The sequence below is a fragment of the Liquorilactobacillus oeni DSM 19972 genome (genome assembly GCF_001436275.1).
GTDB classification, from domain to species: domain Bacteria; phylum Bacillota; class Bacilli; order Lactobacillales; family Lactobacillaceae; genus Liquorilactobacillus; species Liquorilactobacillus oeni.
In genome coordinates this window covers 104,586-124,503 of the sequence record NZ_AZEH01000020.1, presented here as the reverse complement: position 1 = coordinate 124,503, position 19,918 = coordinate 104,586, and the positions used below count along the sequence as shown (strand labels likewise).

The window sequence follows — 19,918 nt, the reverse complement described above, 5'->3', positions numbered from 1 at the left end:
TCTAATTGTACGTGAAAGTTAGTCGGCACAGATACAAACTGTTTGCCAGATTGTATCCGTGTGATTACGAATTACAATCCGCAGTGCCGGCTTTGCCAAGAACTATTCAAGTTGGCTAAATTAAACTTTCCCATACTGTTCCGTCCCTTCAACTTAATTTAAAGTAATTATATGAATTGATGATTAAAAAGTCAAGATGTTTTTTAATCATCAGCAGGTTTTAAGCTTCTTTTATTCGTTAATTTTATTTTGAGGTCTTCTACAATATCTTGGACGGTGATGTTGCTCATTTCTTTTTCCGCGGCTTCTTGAACCTGTGAATAATATTTATTAAGGACGCTCGGGATAGAATTGCCGATAGGACATCTTTGAGAAGTATTGCGATCTATTTTCAACAGGAAAGTTTCAGGTTCGGTTGCGTGGTAAACATCTAAAAGAGAAATATGGGCAGGGGCTCTTGTTAACTTAGGGAAAGCAGTTCCTTGTGTAGTCTCAAGCAGGCCTGCTTTTTTGAGCTGAGCCATCATGCGGCGTGTCAGGCTAGGATTAGTATTCACACTGCCAGCTATCATGCTGCTCGTTAATCTTTGATTTTCATGAGTTTTAACGTAAACAAGAATATGAAGCAAATCGCTTAGTCTGTTATTTGCCAACTGTAGCAGCCTCTTTCTTTGAAATATTATTTTGAAAGTAATAGTAGCATAACAGTTATGAAAGATAAATTATCTAGGAAACAAAGTGAAAAACAAAAAGTATCTTCAAAACTAAGACTTCAAGCTAAGTTTTGTAAGATACTTTAATAAAATTTTTTGTCGGCAGAAATTACTCAAGCAACAATCAGCTGTTTATTTTCGCTGTCATTTTTTCACGGATTTTTACTGCCTTTTCAAAATTATCAGTAATTATACCTGCGACACCTTGTTTAAGCAGTTTTCTAATCTTAAAAGAGTCATTGATTGTCCAAATACGCTGGACTATTTCATCAGGCTGATAATGGTGCAAGTGTAATCCTGCTAATCCTACTTTTTTTACAAATTCTTCTGCCTCTGGCACTTTGTGCATTGTTAACCAGCAGTATTGTTGAGCAGAATCTATTTTTTGACAATTCTTTAACGTGTCGAGGTTAAATGAGGAAAAAATAACAGGATGTGTCAACTGGCATTGTTGCACCATGTTTAATACAATTTTTTCAATATTTTCGTATGTTATTTGGTCAGTTTTAAGTTCAAGATTGAGCTGAATAGAAGAATCAGCAACCGTTTCTAGAAGTTCTTTCAGCGAAGGGATCGTCTCACTATTTTCGAGGTGAAATTGACGCAGCTGTGCAAAAGTGTAGTTTCTGATCTCTCCTTTGCCATCGGTCGTACGGTCTATTGTTTCATCATGAATAACCACAGGAATGCTGTCTTTTGTTAGATGAACGTCAAATTCAAGTCCATCGATATGATGATTGCTTGCATACTTGAAACCTTCTAATGAATTTTCAGGAAATTTTGCCGGATATCCACGGTGTCCGAAAATTAGAGTTTTTGCTGTCATTTTAAACTTCCTAACTTTTATTTATTTGCTTGATTTAAACTTTTAACGTAACTGTTCATTTGCTTTTCAGCATCTTGCAGAGAAGATTTTATGTTCTTTCCATCGTAGATCTGTTCCATTGCAGTTTGAGTAAGTGTTCTTTCCTGAATAAGACCCTGCATAAAAATACCGGAGTTTGTATTATTGGGTACCGTACGTGCTAATTGTTGACTTGGAATCCTCGCAGCAGGGTTCTTTTGATAAAGTTTCTGTAAAACAGCTTCTTTTTGAGAATCTTTGTTAAGGGCTAAATATCCTGTTGCTGCTTGCCAAGCCGCCTGATTTTGGGATCTCATCAAATACTTGATAAATTCCCAAGAACCACGCTGGACTTTGCGGGACTTATCGTTTGAGATCCAAAGAGAGGCACCACCAATTGAAACGCCATTGGATTTTTGACCATCGGGATGAGGATAATAGGTAATTCCAAGTTTATCCTCTGTTCCTGCTGTTAATTGGCTAATATCAGCAGATGATTGTAAAAACATTCCTAGTTTTCCAGAAAGAAAACCAGCCATTTCATTTGTGGGGGCATTTGATCCTGAGCCATAATTCATAAATGCTCCGCTTTTTATGTTTTCTTGAATCCACTTCATAGTGGTCATTGCAGTTGTACCTGAGAAGTTAACAGCTGTAGGTGTTCCTGAATGCCCGTCATCATTGTTAGCAAGTGATTCACCAGAGTTGGCTAGAAATTGTTCAAAAAGCCAACCATAAATTTCAACACTAAGTCCCTTAACCTTTTTATCTGAACGTGCATAAAGCTGTTGAGCCACACGCGAAATATCACTGTAACTCGGATCAACTGGGGGCGGAGTAATATCATATTTTTTCAGTAAACTGGCATTATAGTAAAGAACCGGCTGTGAAGTATTAAAAGGCATTGACAACTGCTGCCCATTTTTAGAATAAAAAGCACGTGCAACCGCAGAAATCTTGTTGACATTGTAATTATCCGCATTGATGAATTTCTGCACAGGCGTTGTATAGCCACTATTGTAAATCTGGCTGGTTGAGATGTCCATTGACTGGAAAACAGCAGGCGAAGCACTTGTCCCATGTGTGTTTAATATTTTTTGGACAGCTTCATTATAATTTCCTTCAAACTGGGGAACAACTGTGTATTTATTTTGCGACTTATTAAACTCGTTTACAAATTTTTCTAGTTGGACCTGCGCAGGGCCTGTCATTTCATGCCAAAAAGTGATTTGAATTTTACTATCAGCTTTTGCAGAAGAACATCCAGTTAATGTTGTCAAAAGAACAATACAGATCAGAAAAAGAAATAAGAGAGGGCGAGAATTATAAGAATTGATTTTTTTCATTATTTAACAGCACCTTCGTTCAATCCAGACTTAAAGTAATGCTGTCCAATAAAAAGGACGATCAAGGTAGGAATAACCACTATAGCTGCGCTTGCCTGGATCATACCCCAATTATTGAATGTTTCTTGCGACTGTAACTGACGCAATCCATCTTGGACAGGTCTGAAACTGTCACTGAAGGTTGTGAGCATTGGCCAAAGATACTGGTTCCAGCTTGCCAAAAAGCTATAAGCAGCCAGGGTAAAAAGGCTGATACGAGAATATGGCAACACGACTTTTGCATAAAAGCGCCAATGTGACAGTCCTTCTATTTCTGAAGCTTCCCGCAGCTCTTTGGGAATCTGCATAAACGCTTGACGCAGCATGAAGGTTCCAAATGCTGAAGTAAGGAAAGGGATGATCATAACGGCATAATGGTTCAATAACCCCATATTGCGGACTGTAACAAAGTTGGGGATTACCTCAGCTTCAAATGGAAGCATCATAGTTGCCAGAAAAATGTAAAAAAGAGTATCTCTGCCTTTGAATTCAATAAAAACAAAAGCATATGCGCTCATCGAACAAAATAGCAGTTGAACTGCCATAGTGAAAAACGAAATGACTAAACTATTAAAAAGATAACGGATAATCGGTGTCTGCGTTATTGCAGTATAGTAATTGCTTAGGGAAATATGACTGCTCCAAAGAGCACCTTTGGAGATATCAGCAGTAGGCAAAAGGCTAGTCCAAAATCCGAGTAAAAAAGGAATTAAAATAAAAAAAGCCAATAGTAATAATAAAAAGATCTGTCCTATTCGCTGTGTGATAGGAGGAGTAATGTTTTTGTTCATTAGTAGTTCACTCTCTTTTCCAAAACTTTAAACTGAATGAAAGTAAAAAAGGCAATGATCAATGCAAGGATAACTGACTCAGTACTTGCAAGCCCATAATTACCACTCAAAAAAGCATCTTGGTAAATACGGTAAACAAGCAGGTTCGTAGCGTTATCCGGTCCGCCCGCTGTCATCAAGTCAATCAGACCGAAACTTTTAAATGACTCTATCAGTGTGATTATTGAAACAAAAAAGAGTGTTGGTGAAATCATTGGAAGAGTGATATGGAAAAATTGATAGATTTTAGAGACACCTTCGATTTGCGCAGCTTCATATAAGGTAGAGGGAACAGATTGAATTGCACCAAAGAAGATTAAAAATGTAAAGCCGAGATTCATCCAGACCGTAGAGATCACTACCGCTGTCATTGCCCATCCCGGCTGGGTCAGCCAATTTATCGCAGGAAGATGCAGCAAATTTGCAAGCTGATCCAGCATCCCCACAGAAGGGTTGAATATGAAAAGCCAAAAAATAGCAGCAACTGAAACTGAAACTCCCATGGTTCCAGAAAAGATGGTTCTGAAAAAACTGATTCCGCGTACTTTTTGTGAAGCAGTTTGTGCAAGTAAAAGCCCTAAGGTAAGGGTTAGGCAAGACACTGCAATCACATAAATAAAGGTAGCCTGCAAACTATGCAGATATGCCGATGAACTTAATAGACTGATATAATTTGCAAAGCCGATAAAAACAGTCGGCTTGCCTAAATTATTGGTTAAAAAGAAGCTGAGGTATAAAGTACGAAACATTGGGAAAAAGACAAAAACAATCAGAACAAGAAGAGAGGGGCCAAGAAATATAAGAGCATAAAGACGATCTCGGAGCGCTTTGCTTTTATTGTAGCTAAGCCCAGTAGCCATAAGCGGTTTTTCTTCTTTTCTTTGTTTATAGCGCATTTGCGGGTTCTTGTTTGTGATCTGTGTATCCATTTTGGACGTCCCCCTTATTGAAAAAGATCGCCTTTCCAGTACTGTCAAAAACAAAGTAGGTGTTAGTGGCACGAATTTGAACATGATCGTTAAGGCAGAAGGTATTATTTTTTGAAGTTGTAATCCTTATTTCCATATCATTATCTAAAACAGCATGAATGATTGATTGTGTTCCCAAATACTCGATGTTTTTAATAACAGCATTAGCTTTGTCTGCTGTATGAATTTCTAGTTCCCCCGGCCTGATTCCAACAAAATAATCACCATCTTCAATATCCCTTGGCAGCAAATAATCAATGTAGGAATCGAACTTTAAATGACGTTGATTTTTAGAGGCATAGTGAACGCTTAAAAGGTTCATTCGCGGTGTACCAAAAAATTGGGCTACAAAAGCATTTGCAGGGTGCTGGTAGATTTCTGAAGGTGTTCCGATCTGCTGTACTGTGTGTGCGTGCAATACCATAATTCTATCAGCCATTGTCATAGCCTCAACTTGATCATGTGTAACGTAAATCAAAGTAATACCGAGTTTTTGTTGTAATTCACGGATTTCTGAACGCATTTTACTGCGCAGCTGTGCATCGAGATTTGAAAGAGGTTCATCCATTAGGCAAACTTTAGTGTCACTGGCAATGGCACGTGCTAAAGCAACACGTTGGCGTTGTCCGCCAGATAATTCACGCGGCTTGCGGTCTTTTAATTCACTTAAGCCCACAAGTTCAAGCGCATTTGCGACCCGTTCGTTAATTTGGGCCGATTGCATTTTTCGCGCTTTTAATCCAAAAGATACATTTGCTTTCACATCCAGAAAAGGAAAAAGCGCATAATTTTGAAACACCATAGTTAATGCACGCTCTTGCGGCTGAAGATTAGTAACATCACGGCCATCTATTTTCAGTGTTCCATTAGAGATTGAAATCAAACCTGCAATCATTCTAAGAAGGGTGCTTTTACCGCAGCCTGAAGGGCCCACAATTGTGAAGAACTCACCTGACCTAATCTGTACACTGACATCTTTTAATGTCCAGTTTTGATTATCGTAACTCTTTGAAATATTACTTAGTTCAATACCCATCTGCTCACTCCCTATATTTTGTTTGATGCACCTCAAGTATAATTGTCGAGTGTAACGCCAATGTATACAGTATGTAAGGGTTGGGTAAATTTTGTTAATGATTTCAGTTTTTCAAAAGGATTACGGCTGTATAAAATTTTTGATCCAGTTTCTTTTCTCTTTAAGACGGTTTTAAACTTGTCAAAACCGTGTGAAAGTTTCCTGATATTGCTTGAAATTACCAAGTTGCATAGAGATACGCTATAATATAGTACAAGAATGTACAGCTAGTTGAATTTTTTTAACTTATTAAAATCAGCCTAATTTGGAAGGACAGATATATTAATGAAAGATAAAATCCCCCCAAAGCAGCATGAAAAAACAAAAAAGGGTGACAATTCCACCTACCAGTATTTTTGGAGTAAGACCAATGAGGAACTGGAAAAAGAATTCAAGACTGACCTAAACAATGGCCTTACTGCTGAAGAAGCACAAAATAGGTTAAAAAATTATGGAACTAACGAGCTGGTGCAAAAAAAACGCTCTAACTGGGTTCTTTTTTTCAAACAGTTTAACAACAGTATTATTTACATTTTGACTGCTACGGCTATCATAACCTTTGTATTGAACCATTACCCAGATTCTATAGTAATCAGTGCGGTAATTATTGCGAATGCCTTCATTGGTTTTTTTCAAGAGATTTCTGCTGATAATGCTCTTGATAAGATTAAGGATCTGCTGGTTTTGAAAAGTTATGTTGTTCGCAAGGGAAGAAGAACTTTACTGGCTGCTAAGAAAATTGTACCTGGAGACCTTGTAAGTTTAGAAGCTGGTGATTCTGTTCCTGCTGATCTAAGACTAATAACTGCAGACAACCTTAAGATTCAAGAGGCCGTTTTAACCGGAGAAACAGAACCTTTGGTGAAGAGTGAAACTGCATTAGAAAAAATTGAAGTTCCTTTGGCTGAAAGAACCAACATGGCTTTTGCATCCACTGCAGTTACAAGTGGCAGCGGTTTCGGAATAGCAGTTGCAACGGGGATGAACACACAGATTGGCCAGATTCAACAAGACGTGCTCAGTGTTAAGAGCAGACCGACTCCTTTAATGAAAAATTTAGGCAGGCTAGGAATTGCTTTATCATTATCAATCGTTTTTTTGGCGGGAATCTTATTTTTAATAGGATTTTACTTAGAAGTTTACAGTCTGCCTGTTCTTTTGATTTCAATTATTACATTAATAGTGGGTTCTATGCCTGAAGGAATGCCGGCAAGTGTTTCCGTTGTGCTTGCCATGGGAACCAGGAAACTGACGCAAAAAAATGCCATCGTAAAAACATTGCCAGCGGTGGAAACGTTGGGAGCAGTTGATATTGTCAATACTGATAAGACAGGTACGTTGACTAAAAATGAAATGGCGGTTACTGATGTTGTTACAAGCGATGATGAGTATGAGATCTCTGGGGTTGGTTATGATACACCAGGGGGAATTTCTAACCAGCAAAAAAAAGTGAATTCTTGGGAAAACATTTCTTCTTTAAAATGGTTGGTAGAAATTGCTGGACAAACGTCGGATGCTTCTTTTCATAAAGAAAATGGTAACTGGGTTTTAACTGGAGAACCGACCGATGGGGCTTTGACGGGATTGTATCATAAGCTTGCGGGCAAAGAACCCGGGCCCACAGAGGTTGATTCCTTGCCATTTGATTCAGCTTTTCGTTATTCAGCACGTTTGGTGTTGCAAAATGGGAAAAAGCTACTTTTGGTTAAAGGTGCACCCCAGACCTTATTATCGTTGATGGAAGAAAAAGGCGGGCGGCCAGATAAAAATTTTTGGAATAGTAAAATAAAAAAATTAACGAAACAGGGCAAAAGGGTTGTTGCATTAGGATACCAAAAAGTTTCTGCAGGTACTGCACAGATTAACCCCCAAGAAATAGGATATAATTTTAACTTTATCGGTCTGGTTGGAATTATTGATCCACCTCGTAGTGAAGTTAAGGATGCAATCAAGCAATTACGCTATGCTGGAATTAAGGTAAAAATGATCACTGGTGATGATCCTGACACTGCTTTAGCAATAGCTGAGAAACTTGAAATGGGTGGAAACCTCAATGCAATTACAGGACCAGAACTTGAAAAAATGTCGGAAAAAGAACTTGCTGAAAGGATCGATCGTTATGCTGTTTTTGCTAGGACAACTCCAAGTGATAAACTTAGAATTGTAAGGGCCCAGCAGAAAAAAGGTCATGTCGTTTCAATGACGGGTGATGGAGTTAATGATGCTTCCGCATTGAAACAAGCAGATATTGGAGTAGCTATGGGAATTAAGGGTACGGATGTTGCTAAGGGGGCGGCCGATATGGTTTTAGCAGATGATAATTTTACTACGATTTTATCCGCTGTTAAGGAAGGAAGGCACGTTTTTGATAACATTCAAAAAACAATCAGGTTCCTTTTACCAACTAGCTTTGCTGAAGGATTGATAGTTGTTTTCAGTATTCTTTTGAATCAGGAAATGCCTTTATATCCAACGCAGTTGTTATGGATCAACATGGTATCTGCACTCACGATACAGTTTGCGTTTATTTTTGAACCAGTAGAGGCCGGCATTATGGCAAGAGGTCCGCGTAATATTAAAAGAGGAATTCTGACTAAGGCAGATGTCTTTGAGATTGCGTATGTTTCTGTACTTATCTCAAGTCTGGGAATGCTTGCATATGAATTAGTGACAAGACAAGGAGTGTCACCGGTGCTTGGAAGTACAATGACACTGAATATTATTATCTTTGGGAAGGTCTTTTATCTCTTTAATATTCGTAATAATCACCCTGTGTTTTCGCGATACTTCTTTAAAAATAGGATGGCTTTTTATATTATTGCACTGCTCCTCATTTTGCAGGTCGGTATTATTTATTTGCCGTCTATGCAAAAAATCTTTCATACAGGTACGATTGGCTTCGTCTATGGGTGGTTTTTGCCAGCCGGTGTGGGACTCATTGTTTTAGTTGTGACAGAATTGATTAAATTTCTGAAAAGCAGGTTGTATAATACGCTTCTTAAAAGGAAAAAACTATAAAAGCAAGTTACTCTGTCATAATATTTGGGAGAAGGACACGGCTTATGCAATAATATATTAGATTGATAAGAATCAGAGAATAAATGAGGAGTCAAGTTGAAAAAATATAAAAAAGTATTTCAGAAAGTACTTATAGTGCTACTGTTAGCAATTGGTCTTGCGCTAGTTTTTAACGAGCAGCTTAAAGTACTAATTATCAAAACTTTAACCACGAGTGAACTTCAAAAAAAGCCTAAGACCGTCAACAAAGAAATACGTAAGCACGGTAATTTTAACTTTAAAAGTGTAAAAGCTGCTGATGTCCAAACTTTAGGTAAAGCTATAAAAAACGATTCTGGGTCGATCGGTAAAATTTCCATTCCAAAGGTGGGTTTATATTTACCTATTTTTTATGGAATTGATAATGAAAATCTACTGCGTGGAGCAGGGACCATGAAACCTGCAGAAAAAATGGGCGAAGGAAATTATGCCTTGGCAGGGCATCATATGAGTAATTCGACAATCCTTTTCTCTCCGCTTGCAAAAGTTAAGACGGGTATGTCCATATATCTTACAGATGGAGCTAAAGTCTATCGTTATCGGGTAGTTCAAAAAAGAACAGTTGATAAGTACCAAATTAACTGGATAAATGATGTACCACAAAAAAAATTAGTAACGCTAGTAACATGCCTGACAGCAACTGCGGGAGAAACAAATAGAATTTTGGTCCAAGGAGAACTTGAGCAAGTTCAAGGTGTAACAAAAGATACTTTAAGATATTTTGCTGACTAAAGTGCAAAAAAATTGCTTAAAATATTATGCTTTGTTAGACTTGTAATGTAAACATATTTAACCATTTAGCAATTTGGTTAAATTAGTGTAAGTTATATGAGTGAAGGGAGATGTGACTATGAGTTTGAAGAACAGAGCTGATAATGCAAAGGATAAGGTAGCCGGAAAAGCAAAAGAGACTGAAGGCAAGGCTACAAATGATAAAACACGTGAAGCTCAAGGCAAGGCACAAGGAGTTTTGGGCAAAGCCAAAGATAAGTTCGAAGATGCAAAGGGAGCAGTAAAAGAAACTGTGGATGATTTAAAGAAAAAGATGGATAAAAAATAGAAAAACTGCACAACATCATAGTAAGTAATAGTTTGTTACAAGCTATTTATTTGTCCTTTTGTTAGATAGTTATCTCAATTATATTTAAGGGGGAATTGGAGTATGCATTGGTTATGGGTTTTGATCGTAGGTGCAATTATTGGTGCAGTTGCAGGCGCAATTACAAGTAAAGGAAAGTCAATGGGCTGGATCAGCAACATTGTTGCCGGCCTTATCGGTTCAGCTGTTGGTGAAGCTATTTTGGGTTCGTGGGGACCGCAATTAGCTGGAATGGCAGTTATTCCTTCAATAATAGGGGCAGTTATCCTAGTATGGTTGGTTTCTTTCTTGCTTTCTCGAAGAGGATAGAATTGTGAAAGACTAACCGGAATAAAATATTTTTTTGGTAAAAACAGTGAGTAACAATTATGGTTGATTATTCATGTTTAAGCTTAAAGAATTGGTTATTGCAACTAATATGGCTATTGTAAAATAAAAATAAGGGATCAGGTCAAAACCTAGGTTTTGACCTGATCCCTTATTTTTTAATCTTTTAATCTGTAGTACGAAGAATCAATTTTTTTCATTTAACCACGAATTACTTATAGTTAAACCACACTGCTCATAATTTGTAGTTAATGTTCGAAGCCTAACGTTAATGACACAAGCTTTCTTAGTCATATTCTTTTTAAAACTTTAATAGCATACATATAGTGTTATTTGTTATTGGTCGTTTAAACAGATTTATTCAGCTGAAAGAGCCTCAATTGGATTTAAACGAGAAGCTTTTCTAGCAGGCAACAGTGCAGCAATCAATGAGATAAAGAGTGAAACTAGAATTGCGAACACAACATTGCTTAAATTGATTTGAACAATATTGAACTTAATTAAGCCATAAATCGCGTGGTTGAGTATAGCACTTACAATCCAGGCAATCAATAATGCGAAAATTGCTGAAAAGAAGCCGATCATCAGTGATTCTGCAGTAAAGAGTCGTCTAATATCTTTTTTACGTTCACCTAGTGCACGCAAAATTCCAATTTCCTTTGTTCTTTCTGCTACAGACATATACATCGTAACAACAATCATAAGCACTGAAACTATCAGTGAGATTCCTGCAATTGCAGCTAGAACAGTTGAAGCAAGGCTGACATAGGTATTAACTGTATTAAGAATATCGCCGACAGTCATTACTGCAAAAGCATTTTTACCGTCAATTTTCTGATTTCTAATATTATTAGCAACTTTGTTAACATTATCTAAGCTTTTAGCGTTAACAGAGATGAAATTAGGTTCGGTACGTGCGCCGGCATCTTTTAGCAAGCTACGGAGTGCACTGTAATTCAGTAAAGTAACTTGACCACCAACACTACTTGAACCAGTAATCCCAGAAACCTTAAGATCAGCTTTTACTTGTACAGGTGTATTTTCAGAAGATAACCAGTTAATTACCACACTAACATTTTTGCCTATCAAAGAACGATAATTATTATTTCCTAAAAGCGCAACAGCTTGTTCTTTAGAAATAGCAATCTGTTTTCCCTTTGGCCAATTACCATTCTTCAAGATGCTATCTGCAAAGGCTTTGGTATAACTCTGAATACCTGATGAGTTGCTGTTGTTACCATTATAGCTAAGTGAATAGGTTCCCAATTGATAGCCAGGTTCAACAGAAGTAGTTCCCTTAGTCTTATTAATTTTAGAGAGCTGCTTATCTGAAATGAAAAACTTAGTTGGATCTTGATTAAATTCTTGCATAGATTGCTGTGCTTGAGTATTGGAAAGCTTTTTACCACCAGGATTACTCATTACAGTCATTGAACGTGGATTTGCTAATGAATTGACCTGATCTTGAATATAAGAATTAATACCGTTGCCAAGTCCACTGAAAAGTAAAACGGCGAAAATTCCAATAGCCGTTCCTATTACAATCAATGAATTTTGCTTAAAATTATAAAGGAGATGTTTAAATGCTGAGCGGTAGCTTGCACCGGCCCTCAAAGGGCGGGACTCAATTTTTTGAGAATTGTTATTTTCGGCATATGGTTCACCTAAGTGAACATCACTATCGATTTTTCCATCAACTAAATGAATAATTCTTGTTCCATGATTTGCAACTTCTTGCGAATGGGTTACTGCAATTACAAGTTTGCCATCTTTAGCGATTTTTTTCAAAATAGTCAAGACTTCTTGAGTGTTTTTAGAATCCAAAGCTCCAGTTGGTTCATCTGCTAAAATTATCTCGGGATCACTGGCAAGTGCACGTGCAATCGCAACGCGTTGCTTTTGCCCACCAGATAACTGATTAGGATGTTTTTTAAGATGCTCGCTTAAGCCAACTTGTTCAAGCAGCTCTTTCGCACGTTGAATTCTTTCTGAATGTGAAAGGGAAGTCATGTCAAGCGAAACTAGTACATTTTCGAGTACTGTTAAATGAGTTATCAAATTGTATGATTGATAGATGTAACCAATTGTTCCACGTCGATAATTATCGAGTTGTTTTTCCTTTTTGTGGTCCAATTTTTCATTATTGAGGAGTAGCTCACCTGAAAATTCACGATCAAGTCCACCGATAATATTCATTAAAGTTGACTTGCCGCCCCCCGACTCTCCTAGTATTGAGACAAATTCACCAGAATTGAATTCGAGATTGATCCCTTTCAAAACCTTACTTTCTTCTTTTCCAAGGAAATAAGATTTATGGACGTTGCTGAGTTTTAATAGGCTCATAAAGTTAATAACTCCTTTTTTAGATGGGTATCATTAATACTAACATATTGAAAATTTTTTTGAAAAAAGATTATGCAATTGCCAACGAAAAATATTCGCAATTGCATAATCTTTGATGTATACTAGTTAACTCTTATTACCGCACAACAAGGACGGAGATCGGTGCATACTTTGCCATATAAGCTGCTTGACTGCCGAAGTGTCGTCGGAGTCCCTTTTTTGATTCAGAACCGATGATCAAGATATCCGGCTTTACCTTTGGGATTACATCCTTAACGATTGCCTCACCAGCGTTACCTTCAGCAATAACAGTCCGCACCTTGTTAACTCCTGCATCTAGAGCTTTTTCACGATAATCTAGGATATGTTCTTCAAGCTCTGAACGCTCGCCATGGATATAATCTTTGTCCATTGCTTGGAAGACACTGAGCTCGTTGCTTTCCAAGATAGAAGTAATGATGAGTTCCGCGTTTTCTTCTTTTGCACGTTTAATAGCATAATCAAAAGCTAAAAGTGCATCTGCCGAATCATCAACGCCTACAAGAATTTTTTTAACATCTTTTATCATCTAAACATCTCCATTCATTTACGCTCCAAGTTATTCAGTTTTTTTGGAATTAGCGAAACGTTTATTGCCGTAATATAAATCAACAACAGTCCAAATCAATAGGAGAAGTACACAAAGAATCAAAAAGTAAGCAATGTTATCTGCAAGTACCAGCTGGGCTTTAGAAGCCTCTGAACCAAAGAAATCTTCAACTTGACCCGGTAAACCGATTAAGTTTAAGTAAGTCAATCCAAGAACAGAAATCCACCCTAAAGCTTTTATCCAAAGTGTATTTTTGAAACGTTCTCCCATTTCTGCACGGCTATCAGTCATCATTAAAAGAGGCAGCATGGAAAATGGCAAAGCAAATGCTAAGAATACCTGAGAATTATTCATCAATGTGTTAAGAGCCGTATGTTCTGCGATCTCACTTTTTCCACTAGTAAGTATAACGCAGATCAAAACGGGAACGACAGAAATCAACCGCGTGACCAGCCTGCGTAGCCATAATGGCATCCTTAAATGGACAAAACCTTCCATGATAACCTGCCCAGTTAAAGTACCTGTGATAGTTGAATTTTGGCCAGATGCCAGTAATGCGACTGCAAAGAGAGTAGAAAGGATTCCTGAACGTGCTACTTCGATTAAAATCCCATTACTTAACATGGAAGTATCTGAAAGTGCATGAAACAAGCCAAAGAATGAAGGATCTTTAACGGCACCTGTTTTGAAAACAGCAACTCCCATGATTAATAGTAATGAATTAACAAGAAATGCAGCAGATAACTGGATGTTTGAATCCCAAGCGGTAAAGCGAACAGCCTGCGCAACATCATCTTCGTTGCTATGATCGATTTTACGTGTCTGTGAAATAGCAGAGTGCAAATAAAGGTTATGCGGCATAACGGTAGCTCCGATAATACCTAAAGCACCTGTCAAAGGAGTCTGTCCACCGATACTTGGTGAATTTGCGAAAGTCTTGCCTGTGGGAATAAAACCTTTAAACATATCTCCCCATGCAGGATTGGAAAGTGCAACTTGGTAGATAAAGATAAAGAGGATTACAAGGATCAAACAAACAACAATTGCTTCAATCTTTCTAAAACCGATTTTAGTTAATAAGAGCAGTAACAAAACATCGAAAACCGTTATAAAGACGGCAATTACTAATGGAATATGGAAGAGAAGATAAAGTGCAATTGCTGCACCGATAACTTCTGCAATATCTGTGGCCATAATCGCTAATTCAGTTAAAAGCCATAAAACGATTCCAAGAGACTTGCTAGTACGTGCACGAATTGCCTGGGCAAGGTCCATCTGGCTCACAATACCAAGTTTGGCAGCCATGTATTGTAAAAGCATCGCGATCAAACTTGACATTAAGATAACGGACATTAAAAGATATTGGAAGTTTTGTCCACCAGTAATAGACGTTGACCAATTTCCTGGATCCATATAACCAACAGCTACTAAAGCTCCAGGTCCAGAATAAGCAAAAAGCGTTTTCCAGAATCCCTTTCCGCGCGGCACGGCAACTGTACTATTGATTTCCTCAAGGGACGGTCCATTGGCATATTCAATTAGTTTATGCCGATTTTGCTTGTTTTTTTCTTTGCTCAATTTTGTTAACCACCTTTCAAGAATCTCTGAGCTATTCACATTGTACACCCAATTTTACACATTGAAAACAATTTTTAGGCGCACCTCAGAAATTAAGAAAACAGCTTAATAATTATTAGCATTCAAAGGTAGTTGTGCAGATGAAATATTTGGGAATATGTTAAAGTTAAGGGTGAAAAGCAGAAAGTTGGAGTTGTCGAAATGAAAAAATTAACAGTACTTTTTTTTAATCCGCGTGCAGGGGATGGAGCAGCACAAAAAATTGCAGTCGAAGTGAAAACTAGGTTAGTACAAAGAGGTGAAACCCCATATCAGTTTGATAGCACTACTAAAGCTGAAGCTGTAAAAAAGCTGCGGGAAACTTTAGCAAAAAAACAGATCGCAAGAATTATCTGTATCGGCGGCGATGGAACTTTGAATGTTGTTGCAACTGCACTGATTCATGCAAGAGTCCAAGTGCCTGTGGGCTTGATTCCGGCTGGAACGGTTAATAATTTTGCAAAGAAGTGGAAAATTCCATTAGAGGCAAAAAAAGCAATTGAAGTTGTTTTGAGCGGGAAACAGCGTTTGGTTGATATCGGAGTTTGCAATGAAACTGCAATTATCAGTTCACTTGTTTTTGGAAGTCTTGCAGATATTTCAAATGATGTTAAGCAAAAACAAAAACAAAAATTTGGGCTTGGAATTTATGGTTTAAGCGCTGTGAAAAATCTTAGTAAAAGCCGCTCATATAAAGCACTGTTTTTTAACGATTCTTTTTCGCTATATGCCAAAGTATGGGTTTGTTTAATAACAACCTCTAATTATATTGGGGGACGTCAGTACTTGGAAAAAACCTACAATGGATTGCACATTACGATGCTTAATAATATGAAAATCAGCAAGTTATTAAACTATGGTTTTTTTGCACTGACCGGAAACCTCCGTCGTTCAACAACACTGACTTCTTTTGACATAAAAAAAGTGATTATCAGGCCAGAAGATGGTCAAACAATGGTTGTCAGAATTGATGGTGACGAAGGCCCAATGCTACCGGCAAAGATCAGCTGGTTGCATCATTTTATGAAAATTTACGTAAAATAAAACAAAGATGTTAACAACTTTTTATTATTTTTATATCTCTAGGTTTTACTGAAAACACTAAGCAAAATTACAGTAACTTTTGGTCTGCTTGTCTTATAATTAAAGTTAGTTCAAAATAAATTGGAGGAATGCTGATGACTCACGAGATTAAAATAGGTAATTCTGATGTGGTAGTCTCACCTAAAATTGGCTTGGGAACTAATAAGGTTGGTGGACATAATCTGTTTAAAAACCTTAAGGATGAAGACGGCTATTCTGTGGTGAAGACTGCCTTAGATAGCGGAGTTTCGTTATTGGATACCGCATTTATGTATGGACTCGGACGTTCAGAAGAAATAATTGGAGAAGTTTTACGGCAATATGATCGCTCTAAAGTAATTATTGCTACCAAAGCTGCACAAGATCCGCAAAACGATTATAAGATTAACAACGATCCGGCGTTTTTAAAAGCGGCTGTTGAGAACGCACTTAAAAGGCTGCAGACTGATTATCTCGATATTTTTTTCATTCATTTTCCGGATGAAAAAACACCAAAAAATGAGGCTGTTGCAGCATTAGCTGAATTAAAAAAAGAAGGGAAGATTAGAGCAATTGGTGTTTCTAATTTTTCACTTGAACAGATTAAAGAAGCGAATCAGGATGGCCAAGTTGATATAGTTGAAGATAGCTACAATCTGGTTTCTCGAAAGGCAGAAAGGGAGCTTTTTCCTTATTTGCAAAAAGAGCAGATTTCATTTGTACCTTATTTTCCGCTTGCATCTGGGTTACTAACAGGTAAGTATAGTACGGAAGATAGCGATAAATTTAAGCAGTTTACAAAAGCAGAATTTACGGATATTATTACTGCTCTTTCGCAAGTACGTGAATTGGCAAAAAAACATGGTGCCACTGTTGCCCAGATCTTTTTGAGCTGGTACTTGCAAAATCCAGCTATTAGCGTGGTTATTCCAGGTGCACGTAAGCCGGAACAGGTAAAAAGTAATGTTGGAGCACTTAATGTTGAACTAACACAAGGTGAGTTTGAACAAATTGACAAACTTTTTGCTGATTTTTGATCTCTCTTAATACGAAAGCTTCAACTTAGTTAAAGGGTTATGTAATGGGAAACGATAATCTTTGAGTGCTTAACTATTAGTATTCAAAGATTATTTTTTAAGTTTTAAGAAAAAATTGCAAGAAAACAAAAAGAGGGGCTGGACCAAAATATGACTTTTGGTCCAGTCTCCTATTTTAACCTGAAATATGTGAATTAACGTGTTTAATGTTCAAAGCCTAACGACTATTTAGGCCCTTTCTTTTTGATATAGACGAAGCTTTACTTATAAAGAAGTTTACGTTGTATAAATTTGACAATTTCTACGATAATCAGCATAAGCACTCCACCGATGAAAACAGCCAGCCATTGCTGTGGTGCAAGCGGAGTAACTTTAAACGTATCATTGAAAGCAGGTAAAAGAATAGTAGCAAACAGCAAGATTCCAGAGATCAAGATAGACCAGTTAAACATTTTGTTGTTGAACAAGCCTTTTCTAAAAATTGAACCATGAAGTGACTTAGAGTTGAAAGCATGGAACAGCTGAATTAAGCCCAGAGTAGCGAAGGCCATTGTTAAAGCGTCCGCGTGGATCAAGGCATAGGAATGATGGAAGGGATATTGTAAGGCAAACCAGTAAACACCTAAAGTTAATCCCCCTTCTAGTATTCCTTGATAAAGAATGCTGGACATTACCCCATCGCTGAAAAAGTTGGAGCGGTTACCACGCGGTTTTCTTTGCATGATGGTTGCTTCAGCATGTTCAATTCCTAACGCAATTGCTGGGAAAGTATCAGTAACAAGGTTGATCCATAAGATTTGAGCAGGAGCAAAGATATCCCATCCTAACATTGTCATAAAGAAGAGGGTGAGAACTTCCCCCAGGTTAGCAGATAGAAGGTATTGAATTGCTTTTTGAATATTTGCGAAAACTTTGCGGCCTTCTTTAACTGCTACAATAATAGTTGCAAAATTATCATCAGCCAAAACAATATCACTGGCGTTTTTTGAAACTTCTGTACCAGTAATACCCATGCCGACACCGATGTCAGCTGTTTTAAGAGCAGGTGCGTCATTTACTCCGTCACCTGTCATTGCCACGATTTTTCCTCTATTCTGCCAAGCTTTAACTATTCTTACTTTATGCTCGGGAGCTACACGAGCAAATACTGAGTACTGTGTAATAGTTTTGTTAAGGTCTTTTGTAGAAAGATTATCAAGTTCACTGCCAGTAATGACCGCATCCTTTGTGTCCTTTTTAAGAATCCCTAAACGCTTAGCAATTGCAGTAGCCGTATCTTTATGGTCTCCTGTAATCATGAGGGGCCTAATACCTGCTGCGCGTGCTTCTGCCACAGCTGCGTGGGCTTCGGGACGTTCAGGATCAATCATTCCGATCATTCCTACAAAAATCAGTTCTTTTTCGAGATTTTCAGAACTAGGAGAACTTGAAATGGTCTTTAATGGCGAATATGCAAAACCTAATACACGCAAAGCTTGAAGAGCAAGCTCATGGTTAACTTCCAAAATTTTTGTGCGGTCTTTTTCTGTGATCTTCCTGATATTACCGTGATCTTCAATTTTGGTGGTTCTTTTTAAAAGTTCATCAATAGCACCTTTTGTCATTACATATTTCTTTTGGTTGTGTTCAACTACAGCAGACATTAACTTCCTTGTTGAGTCAAAAGGTAATGCAGTGATCCGGGAAAAGCTGTTGTGCAACTCTTCGACAGCTGTTTTTTTATTTAAATAGTATTGAACAAGAGCCGTTTCTGTGGGATCGCCTACTAGCCCCTCGGCAGTTTTCTGACTGTCATTTGCAAGGACCATAATTTGAGTCAGATGATCATTAGGCCCGAAATCAGCATTTTCAGCTTCCTGAAGTTTGTCTGGAACATATATTTTCTCAACTGTCATTTTATTTTGGGTAAGAGTCCCTGTTTTATCAGAAGCAATTATCTCAGTTGTTCCTAAAGTTTCAACTGCGGGCAATTTTCGAATTAGTGCATTGCGTTTAGCCATTGTCTGTGTTCCAAGCGCAAGAGTGATCGTTACGATTGCGGGTAAGCCTTCAGGAATAGCTGCAACAGCCAATGAGATGGAAGTCAACAGCATTTCAAGTACAGATGCGCGATCAGCTAAAATACCGATAACAAAAACCAGAACAGCAATAATTAAGACAAGTACACTGAGAATCTTGCTGAGATGGATAATATTCTTTTGCAAAGGAGTAATTGACTTATGAACGCTATTAAGCATTGCAGCAATATGCCCTACTTCAGTATCCATCCCAGTAGCAGTTATGACACCTTCTCCTGTGCCGTAGGTTACATTCGTATTCATGTATGCCAGATTTTTACGATCGCCTAATGAAAGATCTGATTCTTCAAGAGATTCTTCGTTTTTATCAACTGGAACGGATTCTCCTGTCAAAGCTGCTTCTTCGATTTTTAAAGAAGCTGTTTTTATTAAACGCAAATCGGCAGGAATGATATCGCCTGCTTCAAGTAAGACGATGTCGCCCGGAACGAGTTCAGAACTTTTTATTGTCTGAACCTGACCATCTCTGCGCACATGCGAAGAGGGAGTGGTCATTTCTTTGAGAGCATTAATTGCATTTTCGGCCTTTGCTTCTTGAAAAACACCAAAAGCTGCATTTAGTATTACTACTAAAAAGATTATGATAGCGTCAGAGGCATCACCAGCAAAAAAAGCAATAACAGCTGCAATTATTAAAATGATAATCATCAGGTCTTTAAATTGACTGAAAAATTTTTGCAGCAATGTACTGCCCTTTTGCTCGCTTAAGACGTTGGGGCCGTATTGGTCCAAACGTTTATCAATTTCAGCTGATTTCAGCCCGGTACTGCTAGTGTGAAGCTGCTCCAGTACTTTTTTAAAGGGAAGCTGGTGATATGTTTGTTTCATTGTGTGATAATCCTTTCTTTATACTAAATTTAGTTTAGCATACGGTAATCTTTTTAGGAAGTTTAA

General features: G+C 37.7%; 16 protein-coding genes. 6 read left to right on the top strand and 10 right to left on the bottom strand.

Annotated features, from left to right (window positions below):
• Positions 1–203: 203 nt before the first annotated feature.
• The 6 genes from FD46_RS01650 to FD46_RS01625 all read right to left on the bottom strand — a co-directional run bounded on the left by FD46_RS01650 (position 204) and on the right by FD46_RS01625 (position 5,776).
• Positions 204–653 carry an Rrf2 family transcriptional regulator gene (locus tag FD46_RS01650; RefSeq protein WP_057895450.1) on the bottom strand — a complete coding sequence of 150 codons (450 nt, stop codon included), beginning with the start codon at positions 651–653 and terminating at the stop codon, positions 204–206.
• A gap of 184 nt (positions 654–837) precedes the next feature.
• A complete protein-coding gene (locus FD46_RS01645; RefSeq protein ID WP_057895449.1) occupies positions 838–1,539 on the bottom strand; it encodes a glycerophosphodiester phosphodiesterase family protein in 702 nt (233 codons plus the stop codon).
• A gap of 17 nt (positions 1,540–1,556) precedes the next feature.
• The gene (locus FD46_RS01640) at positions 1,557–2,903 is read right to left on the bottom strand and encodes an ABC transporter substrate-binding protein (RefSeq protein WP_057895448.1); all 1,347 of its coding nucleotides are present in this window, start codon (positions 2,901–2,903) and stop codon (positions 1,557–1,559) included.
• A complete protein-coding gene (locus FD46_RS01635; RefSeq protein WP_057895447.1) occupies positions 2,903–3,733 on the bottom strand; it encodes a carbohydrate ABC transporter permease in 831 nt (276 codons plus the stop codon). The genes FD46_RS01640 and FD46_RS01635 overlap by 1 nt, the downstream gene beginning before the upstream one ends.
• The gene (locus FD46_RS01630; protein WP_235805534.1) at positions 3,733–4,632 is read right to left on the bottom strand and encodes a carbohydrate ABC transporter permease; all 900 of its coding nucleotides are present in this window, start codon (positions 4,630–4,632) and stop codon (positions 3,733–3,735) included. Before FD46_RS01630 ends, FD46_RS01635 begins: the two co-directional genes overlap by 1 nt.
• Positions 4,633–4,657: 25 nt before the next feature.
• Positions 4,658–5,776 (bottom strand): ABC transporter ATP-binding protein, encoded by a 1,119-nt coding sequence (locus FD46_RS01625; protein WP_057895445.1) that lies wholly within the window; start codon positions 5,774–5,776, stop codon positions 4,658–4,660.
• A gap of 324 nt (positions 5,777–6,100) precedes the next feature.
• Between FD46_RS01625 and FD46_RS01620 the strand changes: the two genes are divergently transcribed.
• The 4 genes from FD46_RS01620 to FD46_RS01605 all read left to right on the top strand — a co-directional run bounded on the left by FD46_RS01620 (position 6,101) and on the right by FD46_RS01605 (position 10,280).
• Complete coding sequence (locus tag FD46_RS01620) at positions 6,101–8,833, top strand: HAD-IC family P-type ATPase (RefSeq protein ID WP_057895444.1); 2,733 nt, start codon at positions 6,101–6,103, stop codon at positions 8,831–8,833.
• A 96-nt stretch (positions 8,834–8,929) separates the two neighbouring features.
• Entirely contained in the window at positions 8,930–9,604 is a 675-nt protein-coding gene (locus tag FD46_RS01615) for a class A sortase (RefSeq protein WP_057895443.1), read from the top strand.
• Positions 9,605–9,722: 118 nt separating this feature from the next.
• Complete coding sequence (locus FD46_RS01610; RefSeq protein ID WP_057895442.1) at positions 9,723–9,932, top strand: CsbD family protein; 210 nt, start codon at positions 9,723–9,725, stop codon at positions 9,930–9,932.
• A gap of 102 nt (positions 9,933–10,034) precedes the next feature.
• Positions 10,035–10,280: a GlsB/YeaQ/YmgE family stress response membrane protein gene (locus FD46_RS01605; protein WP_057895441.1), complete on the top strand. Its 246-nt coding sequence runs from the start codon at positions 10,035–10,037 to the stop codon at positions 10,278–10,280.
• Positions 10,281–10,655: 375 nt separating this feature from the next.
• Here FD46_RS01605 and FD46_RS01600 read toward each other — a convergent pair whose 3' ends face one another.
• The 3 genes from FD46_RS01600 to FD46_RS01590 all read right to left on the bottom strand — a co-directional run bounded on the left by FD46_RS01600 (position 10,656) and on the right by FD46_RS01590 (position 14,808).
• A complete protein-coding gene (locus FD46_RS01600; RefSeq protein WP_057895440.1) occupies positions 10,656–12,641 on the bottom strand; it encodes an ABC transporter ATP-binding protein/permease in 1,986 nt (661 codons plus the stop codon).
• 136 nt (positions 12,642–12,777) lie between these two features.
• Positions 12,778–13,209 carry a universal stress protein gene (locus FD46_RS01595; RefSeq protein ID WP_057895439.1) on the bottom strand — a complete coding sequence of 144 codons (432 nt, stop codon included), beginning with the start codon at positions 13,207–13,209 and terminating at the stop codon, positions 12,778–12,780.
• 30 nt (positions 13,210–13,239) lie between these two features.
• Positions 13,240–14,808: an Nramp family divalent metal transporter gene (locus FD46_RS01590; protein ID WP_057895438.1), complete on the bottom strand. Its 1,569-nt coding sequence runs from the start codon at positions 14,806–14,808 to the stop codon at positions 13,240–13,242.
• A 201-nt stretch (positions 14,809–15,009) separates the two neighbouring features.
• On the opposite strand from FD46_RS01590, the gene FD46_RS01585 reads away from it, so the two are divergent.
• Positions 15,010–15,891 carry a diacylglycerol/lipid kinase family protein gene (locus FD46_RS01585; RefSeq protein ID WP_057895437.1) on the top strand — a complete coding sequence of 294 codons (882 nt, stop codon included), beginning with the start codon at positions 15,010–15,012 and terminating at the stop codon, positions 15,889–15,891.
• A 134-nt stretch (positions 15,892–16,025) separates the two neighbouring features.
• Positions 16,026–16,946, top strand: a complete 921-nt coding sequence (locus tag FD46_RS01580) for an aldo/keto reductase (protein WP_057895436.1) — start codon at positions 16,026–16,028, stop codon at positions 16,944–16,946.
• Between the two features lie 260 nt (positions 16,947–17,206).
• Here the strand turns inward: FD46_RS01580 and FD46_RS01575 are convergent, their stop codons facing one another.
• Positions 17,207–19,852, bottom strand: coding sequence for a cation-translocating P-type ATPase (locus FD46_RS01575; RefSeq protein ID WP_057895435.1), 2,646 nt, complete (start codon positions 19,850–19,852; stop codon positions 17,207–17,209).
• Positions 19,853–19,918: the final 66 nt, after the last annotated feature.